Source organism: Flavobacterium sp. HJ-32-4, from assembly GCF_022532105.1.
Taxonomy (GTDB): domain Bacteria; phylum Bacteroidota; class Bacteroidia; order Flavobacteriales; family Flavobacteriaceae; genus Flavobacterium.
The window spans coordinates 313,260-332,420 of the sequence record NZ_CP092832.1 but is presented as its reverse complement, the minus strand read 5'-3'; the positions used below and the strand labels follow the sequence as shown (position 1 = coordinate 332,420).

The 19,161-nt window shown below is 51.1% G+C and carries 14 protein-coding genes and 1 tRNA gene; 13 read left to right on the top strand and 2 right to left on the bottom strand.

All coding sequences use genetic code 11. The features are described 5' to 3' along the window. Positions 1–117 precede the first annotated feature (117 nt). Positions 118–188: transfer RNA gene (locus MKO97_RS01235), tRNA-Gln, on the top strand. Positions 189–239: 51 nt separating this feature from the next. On the opposite strand, the gene MKO97_RS01230 is transcribed toward MKO97_RS01235, so the two are convergent. Next, positions 240–1,064 (bottom strand): universal stress protein, encoded by an 825-nt coding sequence (locus MKO97_RS01230; protein WP_241104260.1) that lies wholly within the window; start codon positions 1,062–1,064, stop codon positions 240–242. Between the two features lie 167 nt (positions 1,065–1,231). Here MKO97_RS01230 and rimP point away from each other — a divergent pair, with 167 nt between their 5' ends. The 3 genes from rimP to infB are packed head-to-tail and all read left to right on the top strand — an operon-like array spanning position 1,232 to position 5,706. Beyond that, positions 1,232–1,699 carry a ribosome assembly cofactor RimP gene (rimP, locus tag MKO97_RS01225; protein WP_241104259.1) on the top strand — a complete coding sequence of 156 codons (468 nt, stop codon included), beginning with the start codon at positions 1,232–1,234 and terminating at the stop codon, positions 1,697–1,699. A 12-nt stretch (positions 1,700–1,711) separates the two neighbouring features. Continuing rightward, the gene (gene nusA / locus MKO97_RS01220) at positions 1,712–2,956 is read left to right on the top strand and encodes a transcription termination factor NusA (RefSeq protein ID WP_241104258.1); all 1,245 of its coding nucleotides are present in this window, start codon (positions 1,712–1,714) and stop codon (positions 2,954–2,956) included. A 41-nt stretch (positions 2,957–2,997) separates the two neighbouring features. Further along, positions 2,998–5,706 carry a translation initiation factor IF-2 gene (infB, locus tag MKO97_RS01215; RefSeq protein WP_241104257.1) on the top strand — a complete coding sequence of 903 codons (2,709 nt, stop codon included), beginning with the start codon at positions 2,998–3,000 and terminating at the stop codon, positions 5,704–5,706. A 93-nt stretch (positions 5,707–5,799) separates the two neighbouring features. Here the strand turns inward: infB and MKO97_RS01210 are convergent, their stop codons facing one another. Next, positions 5,800–6,192, bottom strand: a complete 393-nt coding sequence (locus tag MKO97_RS01210; RefSeq protein ID WP_241104256.1) for an SPOR domain-containing protein — start codon at positions 6,190–6,192, stop codon at positions 5,800–5,802. 215 nt (positions 6,193–6,407) lie between these two features. On the opposite strand from MKO97_RS01210, the gene MKO97_RS01205 reads away from it, so the two are divergent. From MKO97_RS01205 to ruvB, 9 genes are all read left to right on the top strand, one after another. Beyond that, positions 6,408–7,766 carry a c-type cytochrome gene (locus MKO97_RS01205; RefSeq protein ID WP_241104255.1) on the top strand — a complete coding sequence of 453 codons (1,359 nt, stop codon included), beginning with the start codon at positions 6,408–6,410 and terminating at the stop codon, positions 7,764–7,766. Positions 7,767–7,792: 26 nt separating this feature from the next. After that, entirely contained in the window at positions 7,793–10,858 is a 3,066-nt protein-coding gene (locus MKO97_RS01200; protein ID WP_241104254.1) for a TAT-variant-translocated molybdopterin oxidoreductase, read from the top strand. A 32-nt stretch (positions 10,859–10,890) separates the two neighbouring features. Next, on the top strand, positions 10,891–12,294 hold the full coding sequence (nrfD, locus tag MKO97_RS01195; protein WP_241104253.1) for an NrfD/PsrC family molybdoenzyme membrane anchor subunit: 1,404 nt from the start codon (positions 10,891–10,893) through the stop codon (positions 12,292–12,294). Next, positions 12,287–12,814, top strand: coding sequence for a DUF3341 domain-containing protein (locus MKO97_RS01190; RefSeq protein WP_241104252.1), 528 nt, complete (start codon positions 12,287–12,289; stop codon positions 12,812–12,814). Before nrfD ends, MKO97_RS01190 begins: the two co-directional genes overlap by 8 nt. Positions 12,815–12,822: 8 nt before the next feature. Continuing rightward, complete coding sequence (locus tag MKO97_RS01185; protein ID WP_241104251.1) at positions 12,823–13,368, top strand: cytochrome c; 546 nt, start codon at positions 12,823–12,825, stop codon at positions 13,366–13,368. 14 nt (positions 13,369–13,382) lie between these two features. Next, positions 13,383–14,963 (top strand): quinol:cytochrome C oxidoreductase, encoded by a 1,581-nt coding sequence (locus MKO97_RS01180; RefSeq protein WP_241104250.1) that lies wholly within the window; start codon positions 13,383–13,385, stop codon positions 14,961–14,963. Positions 14,964–14,985: 22 nt separating this feature from the next. Continuing rightward, a complete protein-coding gene (locus tag MKO97_RS01175; protein ID WP_241104249.1) occupies positions 14,986–16,191 on the top strand; it encodes a cytochrome c oxidase subunit II in 1,206 nt (401 codons plus the stop codon). Positions 16,192–16,217: 26 nt separating this feature from the next. Beyond that, positions 16,218–18,044, top strand: a complete 1,827-nt coding sequence (locus MKO97_RS01170) for a cbb3-type cytochrome c oxidase subunit I (protein WP_241104248.1) — start codon at positions 16,218–16,220, stop codon at positions 18,042–18,044. A 103-nt stretch (positions 18,045–18,147) separates the two neighbouring features. Beyond that, positions 18,148–19,161: a Holliday junction branch migration DNA helicase RuvB gene (gene ruvB, locus MKO97_RS01165; protein ID WP_241104247.1), complete on the top strand. Its 1,014-nt coding sequence runs from the start codon at positions 18,148–18,150 to the stop codon at positions 19,159–19,161.

Genomic DNA, 19,161 nt, shown 5'->3' with positions numbered 1-19,161 from the left:
AATTGCGCGCCTGCTTTTACCGCCACACCATTGACAGTGCGTCTTCCCTCCAAAAAAAATCTTCCAAAATTTGCAAATAGTGTTTTTTGCATTACATTTGCACCCGCAAGAACCAATTGGTCCATGGTGTAATGGTAACACTACTGATTTTGGTTCAGTCATTCTAGGTTCGAGTCCTAGTGGACCAACGAAAAAGCCTCCTGTTCGGGAGGCTTTTTCTTTTACTCGAAAGTCGTTGTTTAGATTTTGAACGTCACTACCGGGCGTACCGTATGGTTGACCAGGTCTTCGCTGATGCTTCCGTTGAAGAAATGGGCGAAACCGGTGCGACCGTGTGTACACATTCCGACAAGGTCCGCGTTCATCGTGTTGGCAAAGTTGATGATGCCTTTTTCCACGTTGATGTCATTATAGATATGACGGCTGTGTTCGCCTACTTCGAACCCGTCGAGGAATTCCGTCATGATGCGCTCCGCCACGTGGGTCGGCTTGAAGCTGTTCGGCGTGTTGATCATTACCAGGTGCAGTTTGGCGCCGAAACCTTTGGCAAGGGCCAGCAACTGTGTGAACGGTTTGCGGATTTCAGCAGAGAAATCAGATGCGAAGACCATATTGTGTACCCGGAATTCCGGAATCTCGTTCTTGATGACCAATACCGGCACTTCAGAGGTGCGTACGATTTTTTCGGCGTTGGATCCGATGAACAGTTCTTTATACCCACTCGCACCATGTGATCCCATTACGATGAAATCGGCTTCGTGTTTCTTGGCCAGCGCAGTGATCCCTTCGCTTGCCTTGCTGAAATGCACCGCTTCCGATACGTTGAGTCCGTCAAGATACGGCGCATCCATCAGGTCGTCGAGGTTTTGGATCGCCTTGTTCTTAAAGAACATGATTTCCGGGATATCACTTCCAGAACCTACCGCATCACTGGCTTCGTGGGGTAGTTCAAGCATATGGACAAGCATGATCTCGCTGTCGTTTTCGCGGGCGATCTGGGCCGCTACTTTGAGGGCATATTCGGCGTGGTCAGAGAAATCGGTGGGTACAAGAATACGTTTCATGTGGTTAGAGGGAATAAGTGTTTTTTCAATACGTTAAAATTACGAAAAACTGTCTACGTGGTGGCTGACGTCCTGCATTTTGGATTTTAAAAAAAAAGCGTATCTTTGCGGCATTATTTATGCATTTAAATGATGAGGGGAGCACGGCTCCCCTCTTTTTATACAGTATGACATTCAGGGAAAAAGTCTCCGAATTGGTAGAAAAAGGGCTCGCCGAACATCCGTCGCTTTTCCTTATTGACCTCACGGTTGCCGATGGCAACCGCATCACTGTGGTGCTGGATGGCGATAACGGGGTGACCTTGCAGGATTGCATCGATATCAGTCGGGCCGTAGAGCATAACCTCGACCGCGAGGAACACGATTTCGCACTCGACGTCTGTTCTGCCGGGGTGTCAACGCCCCTGCGTCTCGTGCGCCAATACAAAAAGAACGTAGGCCGTACGTTACGGGTGACCCGAACAGACGGCTCGATCGTCGAAGCACCCCTTACCGATGCTGACGACACGCGTATCACCCTCGAGTGGGACGCCCGTGAGCCGAAGAAAGTGGGAAAAGGAAAAGAAACCGTACACAAAATCGAACACATCCCATACGGGGACATCAAAGAAGCAATAGTTATAATAACGTTTTAATTACGAGTTGATATGGAAAATTTGGCATTGATCGACTCCTTCTCGGAGTTCAAGGACGACAAGTTGATCGATCGCGTAACGCTCATGGCCATCCTGGAAGAGGTCTTCCGCAGTGCATTGAAGAAGAAATTCGGTTCGGATGAGAATTTCGACATCATCATCAACCCTGACAAAGGGGATATGGAAATCTGGCGCCGTCGGATCATCGTAGCCGATGACGACCTCGACCTCGAAAATCTCGAAATAACGCTGAGTGAAGCCCGTAAAATCGAACCCGATTTTGAAATCGGTGAGGAAGTATCGGAAGAAGTGAAGCTGATCGACCTCGGACGCCGTGCCATCCTTGCGCTTCGCCAAAACCTGATCTCGAAGATACACGAACACGATAATACGAACCTCTACAAGCAGTTTAAAGACCTTATTGGTGAAATTTATACCGCTGAGGTACACCACGTTCGCCCAAGAGTCGTAATTTTGGTGGACGACGACGGAAACGAAATCGTATTGCCGAAAGAAAAACAGATACCCTCCGACTTCTTCCGTAAAGGAGATAACGTACGCGGTATCATCGAAAATGTAGAGTTGAAAGGCAATAAACCGCAGATCATCATGTCGCGCACCTCAGAGAAGTTCCTCGAGAAACTCTTTGAAACGGAAATTCCGGAAGTGTTCGACGGACTGATCACCGTGAAGAATGTCGTCCGGATTCCGGGAGAGAAAGCGAAGGTAGCCGTTGATTCCTATGATGACCGTATCGATCCGGTCGGCGCCTGCGTCGGTATGAAAGGTTCCCGTATCCACGGTATCGTCCGTGAACTCGGCAACGAAAATATCGATGTCATCAACTATACAAACAACACACAATTATATATCACACGGGCGTTGAGTCCGGCCAAAGTATCGTCCATCAAAATCAATGAAGATGCGAAACGGGCGGAAGTCTACCTCAAACTCGACGAAGTGTCGAAGGCAATCGGTAGGGGCGGACACAACATCAAACTGGCAGGAATGCTGACCGGGTATGAATTGGATGTCATCCGCGAAGGCGCAACGCCGGAAGAGGAAGACGATGTGGAACTCAGCGAATTCTCCGACGAAATCGAAGGATGGGTCATCGACGAGTTTGCGAAAATCGGCCTCGATACGGCACGTAGCGTATTGAAGCAGGACGTGGCGGATTTGGTGCGCCGTACCGACCTTGAAGAGGAAACCATCCTCGAGGTCATGCGTATCCTACGGGAAGAGTTCAGCAACTAAGCCACCCCGCAACACAACTTTAGGTAATACAAAAACACTTTATGTCTGAAGAGAGAACAATAAGAATAAGCAAAGCCTTACGGGAACTGAACATTTCCCTGGACCGCGCGCGCGACTTCCTGAAGGAAAAGGGAATCGTGATCGAGTCCAATCCGAATGCCAAAGTTTCCGACAGCGAATACATCCTTCTCCTGAATGAGTTCGCGGGTGATCGGGGCAACAAAGAAGCCTCCATTGAGATCAGCCGGGAAAAGAACAAGGAAAAGGAAGCGCTGCGCCTGGAACGTGAGAAGGAGCTCGAAGAAAAGAAACGTCAGGATGATGAAAGGCAGAAGCAACAGGAAGTCATCAAGGCGAAGGCCGTGGTGTCGGGTCCAAAGCAGGTCGGTACGATCGACCTGAACCCGAAGAAGCCCGCCGCGTCGGCACCAGCGCCGGCTCCCGTTGAGACGCCTCCAGCCGCTGCCCCTGTGGCGGAACCGGTCGCTCCGGTAGCAGAACCGGTGGCCCCAGTCGCCGCCCCTGCGCCTGTAGCAGCCGCCCCGGAAGAAGCCAAACCGGCCGCCGAGGGAGGAGATACCATCCAAACGAAGTATGTGCAACTCTCCGGAACCACATTTACCGGACAGAAGATCGACCTCTCGCAGTTCGACCGCGCCAAAAAGAAAAAAGAAGAGCCTGCTGGTGGCGACGCCGGAGCCAAGGGCAAACGCAAACGCATCCCGTCTAAACCCGGAGGAGGCTTCGGGCCAGGCCAGGGAGCAGGCGGTGCCAACGCCCGTGGGGGAAATAATCGCCCGGGCCAGGCAAAAGGCAACCGTCCGGCTGTAGCCTCTAAAGTAGAGCCTACCGAAGAGGAAGTCAAAAACCAAATCCGCGAAACCCTCGAAAAACTCCAGGGTAAAGGCGGAAAATCCAAAGCAGCGAAATACCGTCGCGACAAGCGGGAATCCCACCGCCAGAAGTCGGAAGACGAAATGCGCTCGATCGAAGAAGGAAGCAAGACACTGAAGGTGACGGAGTTCGTTACCGTTGGGGAAGTCGCGACCATGATGGATGTGCCGATTACCAAAGTCATCGGGGCATGTATGTCGCTGGGTATCATGGTAACGATGAACCAACGTCTGGATGCGGAAACGCTGACCATCGTAGCCGACGAATTCGGATTCGACGTCGAGTTCATCACTACCGATATCGAAGAGAACATCCTGGTCGAAGAAGACCGTCCGGAAGACCTCGTCAACCGCGCGCCGATCGTCACCGTCATGGGTCACGTCGACCACGGTAAGACCTCGCTTCTCGACTACATCCGTAAAGAGAATGTAATTGCCGGGGAATCAGGAGGTATTACGCAGCACATCGGTGCGTATGGTGTGACACTCGACAACGGACAGAAAATCGCCTTCCTCGATACACCGGGCCACGAAGCGTTTACCGCGATGCGGGCGCGGGGTGCACAGGTGACCGATATCGCCATCATCGTGATTGCGGCTGACGACGATATCATGCCACAAACCAAAGAAGCCATCAGCCACGCGCAGGCGGCCGGCGTTCCGATCATCTTTGCGATCAACAAAGTCGACAAACCGACGGCGAATCCAGAGAAGATCAAAGAGCGTCTCGCTGGTATGAACCTTCTCGTAGAAGACTGGGGTGGAAAAATACAGTCACACGACATTTCGGCCAAGACCGGATTGGGTGTGAAAGACTTGTTGGAAAAAGTACTCCTCGAGGCCGAAATCCTCGATTTGAAAGCCAATCCGAACCGTGTGGCATCCGGAACCGTCGTAGAAGCCTTCCTTGACAAAGGAAAAGGATACGTGGCGACGATACTCGTACAGAATGGTACACTCCGCGTCGGCGATTACATGCTGGCCGGTAAGAACCATGGTAAGATACGGGCGATGCACGACGAACGCGGACACGTAGTAAAAGAAGCAGGACCGGCGACACCGGTATCGGTACTCGGACTCGACGGTGCGCCTACGGCAGGTGACAAGTTTACCGTATTCGAAGACGAACGCGAAGCCAAGCAAATCGCGGCGAAGCGTACGCAGTTGCAACGCGAGCAGTCGGTACGTACACAGCGTCACATTACGCTGGCGGAAATCGGACGTCGTATTGCACTCGGCCAGTTCAAAGAGCTCAACATCATCCTTAAAGGTGACGTGGACGGCTCGGTTGAAGCGCTTTCCGACTCGTTCTCGAAACTGTCGACCGACGAAATCCAGATCAACATCATCCATAAAGGAGTAGGGGCAATTACCGAAAGCGACGTAATGCTTGCTTCGGCCTCCGATGCCATTATCATCGGATTCAACGTGCGTCCTGCCGGAAACGCCAAGCAATTGGCGGATAAGGAAGAAATCGACATCCGTCACTATTCGATCATCTACGATGCCATCGACGACCTTAAGGATGCGATGGAAGGCATGTTGTCGCCAGAGATGAAGGAAGAAGTGACCGGTACGGCCGAAATCCGCGAGATCTTCAAGATTTCGAAAGTCGGTTCAATCGCCGGTTGTATGGTTACCGATGGCAAGATCTTCCGGAATTCGAAGATCCGTATCATCCGCGAAGGCGTGGTGGTCTATACCGGGGAACTCGCTACCCTCAAACGCTTCAAAGACGACGTCAAAGAAGTGTCGAAAGGATACGATTGCGGTATTCAGATCAAGAACTACAATAATATCGAGCAATACGACATCATCGAAGCCTTCCAGGAGGTAGCGGTGAAGAAGAAATTGTAAGAAAGGATCACAATAGAAAATCCCGGGTAAGTGCCCGGGATTTTTTTTGGATATACATTGGATCTGTAACCCTTCAAAGGCGAAGAAGGACGATTATTTGTTCGGACGGATGATGAGAGCCTGCGGATACGTTTTACGCAATTCAGCCAGGTTCCGTTCCGCTTCCACCCGCGTCTTGAAGTTGCCTACCCACACTTTATAAAAGGGGGTGTTGAAGATCACGGTTCCGTCGAGATTGTGCGACTGTTTCCGAAAATCGGCCAATACCTTTTTCGAGGCCTCACTTTCGCCATTATAAATTTGGATTTTGTAGACGTCATTGACTGTAATTGACGGATTTATACGCCTTTTTTCCTTTAATAACTGCTCAATTTTTGGGTCTTGCGTAACCGTGACGGACGCGGTCTCCTGCGCGGATAAACGCGCGTTAAAAAAAACGCCGATTACAAGGGTAGTAAGGCAGCCGAAGCGAGTGCAAAAAGTCATAATAGTGTGTTAGTGAAACAAATGTACAAGTAAGGTACGGAAACAATTCAAAAAAATTAATTTAGAATCGGTATAAATTGCTTCTTAAGATATAATTAAGGTTTTGGGAATAGTGAGGATGTCTTATTTTTGTGCAAGTTTTCAAAAACTGCCGTTTTCTCAACGCTCATGCGGAAAAAAACGTGCCAAAACCAGTCGATAATCAGTAAAATAATATGAAAAAGGGTCACCCTAATTCGATTTCAAGAACTGTCCTCAGTCTTGCCTTCCTGCTGACTTTCTCCTTATCCGTTTCGGCCCAGCAACCACCAGCTCCTGCGGCGGCGCCTGCAATGGCGGCTCCGTCTGCTGATGGTGCGGCTGCAGCCGCGGCCCCTGCTGCGGGCGCGGGCGATGCCAAGGCGGGAAAAGCGCTTTTCAATGCCAACTGTGCGGCGTGTCACAAACTTGATGCCAAGATGACGGGGCCGGCCCTGAGAGGGGTGGCCGAGCGTCGTGACCGCGAATGGTTGTATAAGTGGATTCATAACAGTTCCGCGCTGATTGCGTCTGGCGACGCCGATGCAGTGAAGTTGTTTAATGACAACAATAAGGTGCTGATGACGGCTTTCCCACAGCTGTCAACTACGGATATCGACAATATCCTCGCCTACACCTCCGAGCCGAAGCCGGTAGAAACGGCAACGGCAGCTGCGGGTGGAGGTAAAGGAGGCTCGTCTGACGCAAATGGCGTTTCGAATAGCATCATCCTGGTGGCGTTGGCCATCGTAATGGGTATCCTGGTCATCATGCTGTGGTTGGTAAACCGCACCTTGTCGCGCATCGCCAAATCAAATGGCATCACTCTTCCTGAAAAAGAAGTTACCATGCCAATCTGGAAGGCCTACGCTAAGAACCAGTTCCTGGTGTTAGTGACGTCCATTGCGCTGTTGTTGGCAAGTGGGTATTTCGTATACGGATACCTGATGCAGATCGGCGTTGACCAAGGCTATATGCCGGTGCAGCCCATCCACTTCTCGCACAAAATCCACGCAGGTGATAATGCAATCGATTGTAAGTACTGCCACTCTGCAGCGCGTGTGAGCAAGAATGCCGGTATTCCATCCCTGAATATCTGTATGAACTGCCACAAGAACATTGCGGAGTTTGCAGGTGACAAAGACTCCATCTACGACTACTCGAAAGAATTCTATACCGGCGAGATCGCGAAACTATACGACGCGGTAGGCTGGGATAAATCGGCACAGAAATATACAGGCAAGACGCACGCAGTGAAATGGGTGCGCATCCACAACCTTCCTGACTTCGCCTATTTCAACCACTCACAACACGTGTCGGTGGCCGGAATCGAATGTCAGAAGTGTCACGGACCGGTTCAGACCTATGAGATCCAACGTCAGTTCGCCCCGCTTACCATGGGCTGGTGTATCAACTGCCACCGCGAGACAGAAGTCAAGATGGAAGGCAACAAGTACTACGAGAAGATCCACGAAGAACTGTCCAAGAAATACGGCGTTGACAAGCTGACCGCCGCCCAAATGGGAGGCCTTGAATGCGGTAAGTGCCATTATTAATTCGAATTTAAGAAGCTTCTATAGATATGTCATCAAACAAGAAATACTGGAAAAGTGTTGAAGAACTGAACGGAAACAGTTCTGTTGTTGAGACGCTGAAAAATAATGAATTCGTCGAGCCGATTCCGGTCGAGGAGTTCCTGGGGGACAAAGAAACCCTCGCGGCTTCCTCTACTACCCGTCGTGACTTCCTCAAATTCGTTGGATTCAGTACAGCCGCAGCTTCGCTTGCTGCCTGCGAGGGACCTGTCAAGAAATCGATTCCCTACGTGGTGCAGCCTGAGTCGATCATTCCGGGGGTGTGGGATTTCTACGCCACATCCGCATTCGACGGCTTTGATTTCGCCAATATCCTGATCAAGACGCGCGAAGGCCGTCCGATCAAAGTTGAAAATAACAAACTGACAGGCAAAGAGTTCGCGGCGAATGCCCGCGTGCACGCGTCGGTATTGTCGTTATACGACAGTATGCGTCTGAAAGAGCCAAAAATCAACAAGCAAGCCGCTAGTTGGAAAGACGTGAGTGCGAAAGTAACGGCGTCATTGGCCGAAGCCAAAGCGTCAGGAAAACAGGTTGTACTCCTTACAGGCACAACCGCGAGTCCGTCAACCGATAAGCTCATTGCTGAGTTCATCGCCGCCAACCCGACCGCGAAGCATGTCGTATATGATGCCGTTTCGTCGTCAGAAGCGCTTGATGCATTTGAAATGGTATACGGCGAGCGCGGATTGGCGTCTTACGACTTCTCCAAAGCAAATACCATCGTATCGATCGGTGCCGACTTCCTGGGCGACTGGCAAGGAGGCGGATATGATAAAGACTACGCACAAGGACGTATCCCGAACAAAGGGAATATGTCGAAACATATACAGTTCGAGTCGAACATGACGCTCTCCGGGGCGGCAGCCGACAAGCGCGTGATGGCGTCTCCCTACCAACAGAAAATGGCGTTGGTGAAAATCTACAACGCGATTGTGGGTGGCGGTGCAACAGCGAACCTTGACGGTAAAGTTGACGCAGAAGTCAGCAAAGCGATCAAACAGCTTCAGGCCGCGGGTTCAAAAGCACTCGTTGTGTCCGGAATCCAGGATGTCAATGCCCAATTGTTGGTGTTGGCCATCAACCAAAAACTCAACAGCGAAGCGCTGGCAAATGCAACCGTTCGTTACATCCGCAAAGGATCTACGAAAGCGGTGACGCAGTTCCTCGCCGACCTGAACGCGGGTCGCGTACACACGGTCATCATGAACGGTGTAAACCCTGCCTATTCACTGCCAGACGGAAAAGCATTCGAAAGCGCGCTGAAGAAAGCAAAATTGTCGGTGGCGTTTTCTCTTAAGGAAGACGAAACCGCATCGGCTTCAACCATCGCGATCGGCGTGCCGCACTACCTAGAAGCGTGGAACGACCACATGTTCGTAAAAGGTAGCTATGCGTTGGTACAGCCTACCATCCGTCCTATTTTCCCTGCCACCAAACAATTCCAGGACGCCCTGTTGTCATGGATGGGTAAACCGGGAACTTTCTATGATTACATCAAAGCGAATTCCGCTTCCTATATCGCGGGCTCCAGCTGGAATCAGGTATTGCACGACGGCGTATACGGCACTCCGGCCATCGGACTTGCAGGAGGTGCGGCCAACTTCGCAGGTGCCGCGTCTACACTGGCGGGTGCCGCCAAGCCACAAGGCTTCGAGTTGGTATTGTATACCAAAACCGGAATGGGTGACGGCCAACAGGCCAACAACCCATGGTTGCAGGAGTTCCCGGATCCAATCACACGTGTATCATGGGACAACTATGTAACGATTTCGCGTAAGGATGCCGAGAAGGCCGGAATCGAAAACTGGAATGTAGCCAACGGTGCACTCGACGGAAACTATGTGACGATCGAAGTCAACGGAACCAAACTTGAGAACGTACCGGCCCTGATCCAACCCGGCCAGGCAGAAGGGACGCTCGGATTGGCGTTGGGTTACGGCAAGAAAGCGGCCCTCAAAGAAGAAATGCAAGTAGGAGTAAATGCCTACACACTGTATAAGAATTTCAACGATACACAATCGGCCAGGATTACGAAGACCGATGGTACGCACGAATTTGCCTGCGTACAGTTGCAGCGTACCCTCATGGGCCGCGGTGATATCGTGAAGGAAACCACACTGGATGTGTTCAAGAGTGAAAAAGCCGAGGTGTGGAACCCACAACCAATGGTGTCGCTTGACCACAAAGAAGTGGCCGCTACGTCTGTAGACCTTTGGGCGTCATTCGACGATACCCTGGGGCCGCACTTCAACCTGTCGATTGACCTGAATGCCTGTACAGGCTGTGGCGCGTGCGTCATCGCTTGTCACGCAGAGAACAACGTTCCGGTGGTTGGTAAAACAGAAGTACGTCGCAGCCGCGATATGCACTGGTTGCGTATCGACCGCTACTATTCGTCTGAAGACACCTTCGCGGGCGATGATAAGAAGAAAGAAGAATTCGACGGTCTGTGGGGCGACAAAGGCTCACTCGGCGGATTCGGCGAATTGGAGCACCCTGCCGATAACCCACAAGTGGCGTTCCAGCCGATCATGTGCCAGCACTGTAACCACGCGCCGTGTGAAACGGTATGTCCTGTTGCCGCTACATCGCACAGCCGTCAGGGACAAAACCACATGTCATACAACCGTTGCGTTGGAACACGTTACTGCGCGAACAACTGTCCGTATAAAGTACGTCGCTTCAACTGGTTCCTCTACAACCAGAACGACGAGTTTGACTTCCACATGAACGATGATTTGGGTCGTATGGTACTCAACCCTGACGTAAACGTCCGTTCACGTGGTGTGATGGAGAAATGTTCATTGTGTATCCAGAAAACACAATCTACGATATTGACGGCCAAACGCGAAGGGCGTGAGGTTCGAAAAGATGAGTTCGAGACGGCATGTTCAGCGGCTTGTTCGAGCGGTGCCATGATTTTCGGAAACGTAAACAATCCGGAAGACAGCATCAACGAAGCGAAGAAAAGCGAGCGGATGTACCACCTCCTCGAGCACGTCGGAACCAAGCCAAATGTGTTCTACCACGTCAAAGTTCGCAACGTCTAATCAAGAAATTATTAAGAAATACCTATTAGGATATGTCGTCGCACTACGAAGCACCCATTAGAAAACCGCTGGTCTTAGGTGATAAAACCTACCACGATGTGACCGTCGATGTCGCCGCTCCCGTCGAGGGCCGCGCCAATAAGCAGTGGTGGACTGTCTTCACCATAGCCCTGGTAGCCTTCCTCTGGGGAATTGGATGTATCACCTACACGATCTCGACCGGTATCGGTACATGGGGATTGAACAAAACCGTCGGTTGGGCATGGGATATCACCAACTTCGTTTGGTGGGTAGGTATCGGTCACGCCGGAACCCTCATCTCTGCCGTATTGCTTCTTTTCCGTCAGAAGTGGCGGATGGCGATCAACCGTTCGGCAGAGGCGATGACCATCTTCTCGGTAGTTCAGGCCGGTTTGTTCCCGATCATCCACATGGGTCGCCCGTGGCTCGCTTACTGGGTACTTCCGATCCCGAACCAGTTCGGTTCCCTGTGGGTAAACTTTAACTCACCGCTTTTGTGGGACGTATTTGCGATTTCGACCTACCTTTCGGTATCACTGGTATTCTGGTGGACGGGTCTCCTCCCGGATTTCGCCATGCTACGCGACCGCGCTATCACGCCGTTCACAAAACGTATCTACAGCATACTCTCATTTGGTTGGTCAGGTCGCGCCAAAGACTGGCAACGCTTCGAAGAAGTGTCGTTGGTTCTGGCCGGACTCGCAACGCCACTCGTACTTTCCGTACACACGATTGTATCCTTTGACTTCGCCACCTCCGTTATTCCGGGATGGCACACCACCATCTTCCCTCCGTACTTCGTTGCAGGTGCGGTATTCTCCGGATTCGCGATGGTAAACACCCTCCTCATCATCATGAGGAAAGTATCGAACCTCGAAGCCTATATCACCATCCAGCATATCGAATTGATGAACATCATCATCATGATCACCGGATCGATCGTAGGTGTTGCCTACATCACCGAGTTGTTCATCGCATGGTATTCAGGAGTGGAGTATGAGCAGTACGCGTTCCTCAACCGTGCGACCGGACCTTACTGGTGGTCGTACTGGGCGATGATGACATGTAACGTGTTCTCGCCACAGTTCATGTGGTTCAAGAAACTTCGTACGTCCATCATGTTCTCGTTCATCATCTCGATTGTCGTAAACATCGGTATGTGGTTCGAACGTTTCGTAATCATCGTAACGTCGCTTCACCGCGATTACCTCGCATCATCATGGACGATGTTCTCTCCAACTTTCGTCGACATCGGTATCTTCATCGGAACGATCGGGTTCTTCTTCGTATTGTTCCTGTTGTATGCCCGTACGTTCCCGGTTATTGCACAGGCGGAGGTGAAGACCATCCTGAAGTCGTCTGGTGACAACTATAAAAGAATAAGAGAAGCTAATAACGATTCGCATCATGAATAGTACCAAAGTCATTCACGCCATTTACAACGATGACGATGTGTTGATGGACGCCGTCAAGAAGACGCGCGCTGCCCATCACCATATTGAAGAAGTGTATACGCCGTTTCCGGTTCACGGACTTGACAAGGCGTTGGGACTTCCACATACCCGTCTGGCGATTTGTGCCTTCATCTACGGACTTTGCGGATTGTCATTCGCAACCTGGATGATGTGGAACATCATGATCAGCGATTGGCCTCAGAACATTGGAGGTAAACCAAGTTTTGCCTACTACCAGAACATGCCAGCTTTCGTGCCGGTTATGTTTGAGATGACGGTATTTTTTGCCGCGCACTTAATGGTAATCACGTTTTACATGAGAAGCCGCCTTTGGCCTTTCAAACAGGCGGAGAACCCGGATGTTCGTACCACGGATGACCACTTCCTGATGGAGGTGCCGGTGCACGACAACGAGGATGCGTTGGTTTCGTTCTTCCTGAACACAGGCGCGGTTGAAGTTAAAGTAATCGAAAAGCACTAAGACCAGATATGAAAAGCTTTTTCAAGATAGGGATGATGCTCGGCCTCGCGGCAACAGCGGTTTCATGCCATGACAAACAAGAGCCGAACTACCAGTACATGCCCAACATGTATGAGTCGGTCGCATACGAGACATATTCAGAGTCCAAGGCATTCCGCGGAGACGGACGTGAAGGTTTGGTACCACCGGCCAACACCGTGAAGCGCGGTTTCGAAGTATACGAATTCCCAAATACACCGGAAGGTAAAACAGCCTCAATGGCCAATTTGCCAAAAGATACAACGGCGGTCGACATGGAGAAAGCAAAGGCACTCTTCGATGTGTACTGCGGTATTTGCCACGGTGAGAAAGGCGACGGACAAGGAAACCTGGCCAAGCGCGAGAAATTTGCGGGTGTACCGAGCTACAAGGACCGTAACATCACGGTGGGTAGCGTCTTCCACGTAGAAACCTACGGATTGAACTCGATGGGTTCCTATGCCAACCAGCTCAACCAAAAAGAGCGCTGGATGGTGGCGGCCTACGTCATGAAACTCAAAAGCGAACTTAAATAAAACAGATTTTCGATATGTATACATTTTCAAGCAAATTGAAAACCCTCGCTTTCGTACTGATGGTGCTTGGTGCACTTGGTATCGGATACGGTTTTTTGACTGCTCCCAAGAGCATCGAGGACGTAGAGAAAATACTGTCTGAAGAAGAGGCACACCACGGAGGTGGACATGGCGGCGGGCATGAAGTGACGCCTGCCAGTACCGTAAACGGACTTATGCCGGCTGAGGAAGCACATGAAGGCCATGAAGCAAGTGCGGCACCTGCCCATGAAAGCGCTCCGGCGGAAACAAAAGCAGAAGCAACAGCTCCGGAAGTAGCAGAAGGAACCGCTACCGTTACAGAAGCAAAAGCAGATTCTGTTGCACCTGCGGCCGAGCATGCGGCAGTAGCCGAAACAGCACACGCTGAGGAGCCTGCTCACGCGGAAGCGCACGGACATGAGGTATCGGCTGCGGATGCGGAAAAAGAACACCACGAGCACCTCGAGCATGTATTGCACCAATTGCAGAACAAGCCTTGGGCGGCCCTCTATGTGGGTTGTATCTTCATGATGCTGATCTCACTGGGCGTTCTCGCGTTCTACGGTATACAACAAGTGGCGCAGGCAGGATGGTCTCCTGTTTTGTTCCGCGTGATGGAAGGTATCACGGCCTATTTGCCGGTGGGTTCTATTATTTTCTTCGTATTGCTGATCTTGGCAGCCATGGGTAAACACCATTTGTTTATTTGGTTGCAGGATGGTATCACCGATCCGAAGAGCCCGAACTATGACGAGATGATTGCCGGTAAGTCGGGCTACCTGAACGCAACGTTCTGGTTGATTCGTGCCGCTATTTTCCTTGCAGGGTGGAACGCCTATCGTTGGCTGTCCCGTCGCAACGGGTTGGCGCAGGACGAGGCAAACGATGACAGCAACTACAAGCGCAATTTCAAATTGTCGGCTGGATTCCTGGTATTCTTTATTGTATCAGAATCCATCATGGCGTGGGACTGGATCATGTCGGTTGATCCGCACTGGTTCAGTACACTCTTCGGATGGTATGTGTTCGCGAGTTTCTTCGTAAGCGGTATCACCATGATTGCGATGGTGACGTTCATCCTGAAATCACAAGGCTATCTGCCATTCGTGAACAACAGCCACATCCATGACTTGGCCAAGTTCATGTTTGGTATCAGCGTATTCTGGACCTACCTTTGGTTCTCTCAGTTCATGCTGATCTGGTATTCCAACATTCCAGAAGAGGTAACGTATTTCAAAGTGCGTATCGAACACTTCGGTATCACCTTCTGGGGTGCGTTCGCGCTGAACTTCATCCTTCCGATCCTCATCCTCATCAACAGCGATTTCAAACGTCTTACGTGGATTGTCGTGATGGCGGGTATCATCATCCTGTTCGGTCACTACGTAGACTTCTACAACATGATCATGCCGGCTACGGTAGGCGATCGTTGGTTCATGGGCGCAGGCGAAATCGGGGCGTTGGCCTTCTTCGCCGGACTCTTCATCTTTGTGGTGTTCACCGCATTGACGAAGGCACCACTGCTCGCAAAACGGAATCCGTTTATTGAGGAAAGTAAACATTTTCATTATTAATATCCCTAAAGTATAGATACAGATGAATAGTTTGTTGGTGATTGTTGTTTTAGTCCTTTTGGCGATTGCCCTGTGGCAACTGACCAAGATTTTCGACCTCACGCATGTCAGCGCCGGGAAGGAAAAGGACGACTCCCAGGTGGCAAACGACAAGGACAATAACATCCAGGGCTACCTGATGTTTGGCTTCCTGGCGTTCATTTACATCTTTACGATCTATTCGATGTATGCATGGGGTGGACTTGTATTGGGCAAGTCGGCATCTGCACACGGTCCGGAGATCGATCGTCTGATGGGAATCTCGCTTGTATTGATTTTTATCGTACAGGCCGTAACCCAGGTGTTGCTCCACTACTTCGCGTTCAAGTACCGCGGTAATAAAGATCGAAAGGCCCTGTTCTTCGCGGACAACAGCAAGCTTGAGTTTGTTTGGTCGGTTATCCCCGCAGTCGTGCTGGCTGGTTTGATCATCTACGGTCTATATGCATGGCGTAATATCATGTTTGTGGATGAGGAAGAGGAAGAAGTCATTGTTGTAGAGTTATACGCAAAGCAGTTCCAGTGGGAAGCGCGTTACTCGGGTAACGATAACAAACTCGGTAAAGCGAACGTACGCCTTATCGAAGGTGTGAACACCCTGGGTGTCGATATGACCGATCCGAATGCGCAGGATGACAAAGTAGTATCCGAACTGCACCTTCCGAAAGGCAAAAAGATCCTGTTCAAGATGCGTTCGCAGGACGTATTGCACTCGGCCTACATGCCGCACTTCCGCGCGCAGATGAACTGTGTGCCGGGTATGGTGACGCAGTTCGCCTTCACCCCGACGATGACCACGCAAGAGATGCGCGAAGACGGTGCCATCATGAAGAAAGTGGCGCATATCAATGAAATCCGCAGCAAGAAGAGCATGCAATTGCAGGCAGAAGGAAAGTCGCCGCTTGATCCGTATACGTTCGATTACCTCTTGCTGTGTAATAAAATTTGTGGAGCTTCCCACTACAACATGCAGATGAAAATCGTGGTTGAGAGCGAGGCTGACTTCCGCAAATGGCTTGACGGACAGAAAACAGTTGCACAGGCCGTAAAAGAAGACAAAGAAAAAGCAGCGGCTGAAGCAGCACCTGCCCCATCTGAAGCGCCTTCTACACCTGCCGACTCGACAGCCAAACCGGCTCCAGTCGAGAAGAAGGCGACTGTCACTGCCCAACTTATCAGAAAAAAATAACGTACTTTATAAATCCGAACTAACGTATGTCAGCATTAGCTCACACCCACGAACACGACCATGCACATGACCATGCACACGACCACGGGCATGAGCATGAACATCACCACAAGGATACGTTCATAACGAAGTACATTTTCAGCATTGACCACAAGATGATCGCCAAACAATACCTCATTACAGGTATTGTCATGGGTATCATCGGTGTAGGTATGTCGCTTCTCTTCAGGATGCAATTGGCGTGGCCGGAAGAATCTTTCGGTGCGTTCAAATTCTTCCTTGGAGAAAGGCTGGCACCTGGAGGTGTAATGCGTAATGACATCTATCTCGCATTGGTGACCATCCACGGTACGATCATGGTATTCTTCGTACTGACGGCAGGCCTCAGCGGAACTTTCTCCAACCTGCTTATTCCACTGCAGGTAGGGGCCCGTGATATGGCGTCCGGCTTCCTTAACATGATTTCGTACTGGCTCTTCTTCCTGTCGAGCGTGGTAATGGTCTGCTCACTTTTCGTTGAGTCAGGACCCGCCTCCGCAGGTTGGACGATCTATCCACCATTGAGCGCGCTGCCACAGGCGATCCCGGGTTCAGGAATGGGTATGACCCTTTGGTTGGTGTCGATGGCGATCTTTATCGCGTCGTCACTGATGGGATCACTGAACTACATCGTGACGGTCATCAACCTCCGTACAAAAGGAATGTCAATGACACGCCTTCCGCTTACCGTATGGGCGTTCTTCATCACGGCGGTAATTGGTGTTATCTCATTCCCGGTACTGTTGTCAGCAGCGTTGATGCTCATCATGGACCGTAGTTTTGGCACCTCATTCTTCCTCTCCGATATCTACATCGCGGGTGAAGTATTGCACAACCAGGGCGGTTCACCGGTATTGTTCGAACACCTTTTCTGGTTCCTCGGACACCCGGAAGTATACATCGTACTCTTGCCGGCACTCGGTATAACATCTGAGGTAATCGCGACGAACTCACGTAAGCCGATCTTCGGATACCGTGCGATGATCGCCTCTATCCTGGCCATCGCATTCCTGTCAACCATCGTATGGGGTCACCACATGTTCATCTCAGGTATGAACCCGTTCCTTGGTTCGGTCTTTACCTTCACCACGCTGTTGATCGCGATCCCGTCTGCGGTAAAAGCCTTCAACTACATCACCACACTTTGGAAAGGAAATCTGCAGTTGAACCCCGCGATGTTGTTCTCTATCGGACTCGTTTCGACGTTCATCACAGGTGGTCTTACCGGTATCATCCTTGGCGACAGTACGCTTGACATCAACGTACACGACACCTACTTCGTTGTAGCCCACTTCCACTTGGTAATGGGTATCTCAGCCTTGTACGGAATGTTCGCCGGAATCTACCACTGGTATCCAAAATTGTTCGGCCGTATGTTGGACAAAACGATGGGGTATATCCACTTCTGGGTAACAGCGATTTGTGCGTATGGGGTATTCTTCCCAATGCACTTTATCGGACTCGCGGGTCTGCCACGTCGTTACTATACCAACTCGAACTTCCCACTGTTCGATGACCTTCAGAACGTAAACGTGGTAATCACCTCGTTTGCCCTGATCGGAGGCGCCTTCCAGTTGGTATTCCTGTTCAACTTCTTCTATAGCATGTTCTACGGCAAGCGTACGCCTCAGAACCCATGGCGTTCGAACACGCTCGAATGGACCGCGCCGGTGGAACACATCCACGGTAACTGGCCAGGCGAACTTCCGGAAGTACACCGTTGGGCGTATGACTACAGTAAGCCAGGGCACGATGAAGACTTCGTTCCGCAGAACGTACCCATGAAACCAGGCGAGGAACACCTCGCACACTAATAGCAAAAGCCTCCTCACCAGGAGGCTTTTTTCATTTGACGCCTCGGGAATTTGGGATTCGTCGATCCGGCTTTCATCAGCCGATTCTGTTATCTTTGTCAATATGAATCCGAATCTCGATCCGTCCAAGAACCCAGAAGAGTTCGACATCGAACGCAAGCTACGGCCCCTGTCATTTGACGATTTCGCCGGCCAGGATCAGGTGCTCGAGAACCTGAAGGTATTCGTCGGCGCGGCAAACCTACGACGCGAAGCCCTTGACCATACGCTTTTTCACGGTCCTCCTGGTTTAGGAAAGACAACACTGGCCAATATCCTCGCCAACGAACTGGGTGTCGGCATAAAGATCACCTCAGGGCCCGTACTCGACAAACCGGGTGACCTGGCAGGTCTCCTCACCAATCTCGAAGAACGCGATGTGCTGTTCATTGATGAGATCCACCGGTTGAGCCCGGTCGTGGAAGAGTACCTCTATTCGGCCATGGAGGATTTCAGGATCGACATCATGATCGAATCGGGTCCGAATGCACGGTCGGTGCAGATTACACTCAATCCGTTTACGCTGGTCGGTGCCACCACCCGTTCGGGCTTGTTGACGGCTCCGATGCGGGCACGTTTCGGTATCCAAAGCCGACTGCAATACTACACAACCGAACTTTTGACGACCATCGTCGAGCGTTCCGCCAGCATCCTGAATGTGGGTATCACCATGGAAGCCGCTATCGAAATCGCGGGTAGGAGTCGGGGTACACCGCGTATCGCCAACGCACTCCTTCGTCGCGTGCGCGATTTCGCCCAGATGAAAGGAAACGGCAGCATCGACATCGAGATCGCCCGGTATGCGTTGAAGGCACTGCATGTCGATGCACACGGCTTGGATGAGATGGACAACAAAATCCTCTTGACCATCATCGAGAAGTTCAAAGGAGGCCCTGTCGGTCTGTCGACGCTCGCCACGGCCGTATCCGAGAACGGAGAAACGATCGAAGAGGTGTACGAGCCGTTCCTCATCCAGGAGGGTTTCATCACCCGCACGCCAAGAGGACGTGAAGTGACGGAGAAAGCCTACCGACACTTGGGTAAAATCCGGACAGATTATCAGGGCGGACTATTTTAA

What these genes read in the sequence shown, in the direction of transcription:
- MKO97_RS01180 (WP_241104250.1), top strand. Translation starts at nt 13,383, where the DNA reads ATGTATACATTTTCAAGCAAATTGAAAACCCTCGCTTTCGTACTGATG.
- nusA (WP_241104258.1), top strand. Translation starts at nt 1,712, where the DNA reads ATGGAAAATTTGGCATTGATCGACTCCTTCTCGGAGTTCAAGGACGAC.
- MKO97_RS01185 (WP_241104251.1), top strand. Translation starts at nt 12,823, where the DNA reads ATGAAAAGCTTTTTCAAGATAGGGATGATGCTCGGCCTCGCGGCAACA.
- infB (WP_241104257.1), top strand. Translation starts at nt 2,998, where the DNA reads ATGTCTGAAGAGAGAACAATAAGAATAAGCAAAGCCTTACGGGAACTG.
- nrfD (WP_241104253.1), top strand. Translation starts at nt 10,891, where the DNA reads ATGTCGTCGCACTACGAAGCACCCATTAGAAAACCGCTGGTCTTAGGT.
- MKO97_RS01175 (WP_241104249.1), top strand. Translation starts at nt 14,986, where the DNA reads ATGAATAGTTTGTTGGTGATTGTTGTTTTAGTCCTTTTGGCGATTGCC.
- rimP (WP_241104259.1), top strand. Translation starts at nt 1,232, where the DNA reads ATGACATTCAGGGAAAAAGTCTCCGAATTGGTAGAAAAAGGGCTCGCC.
- ruvB (WP_241104247.1), top strand. Translation starts at nt 18,148, where the DNA reads ATGAATCCGAATCTCGATCCGTCCAAGAACCCAGAAGAGTTCGACATC.
- MKO97_RS01170 (WP_241104248.1), top strand. Translation starts at nt 16,218, where the DNA reads ATGTCAGCATTAGCTCACACCCACGAACACGACCATGCACATGACCAT.
- MKO97_RS01230 (WP_241104260.1), bottom strand. Translation starts at nt 1,064, where the DNA reads ATGAAACGTATTCTTGTACCCACCGATTTCTCTGACCACGCCGAATAT.
- MKO97_RS01200 (WP_241104254.1), top strand. Translation starts at nt 7,793, where the DNA reads ATGTCATCAAACAAGAAATACTGGAAAAGTGTTGAAGAACTGAACGGA.
- MKO97_RS01190 (WP_241104252.1), top strand. Translation starts at nt 12,287, where the DNA reads ATGAATAGTACCAAAGTCATTCACGCCATTTACAACGATGACGATGTG.
- MKO97_RS01205 (WP_241104255.1), top strand. Translation starts at nt 6,408, where the DNA reads ATGAAAAAGGGTCACCCTAATTCGATTTCAAGAACTGTCCTCAGTCTT.
- MKO97_RS01210 (WP_241104256.1), bottom strand. Translation starts at nt 6,192, where the DNA reads ATGACTTTTTGCACTCGCTTCGGCTGCCTTACTACCCTTGTAATCGGC.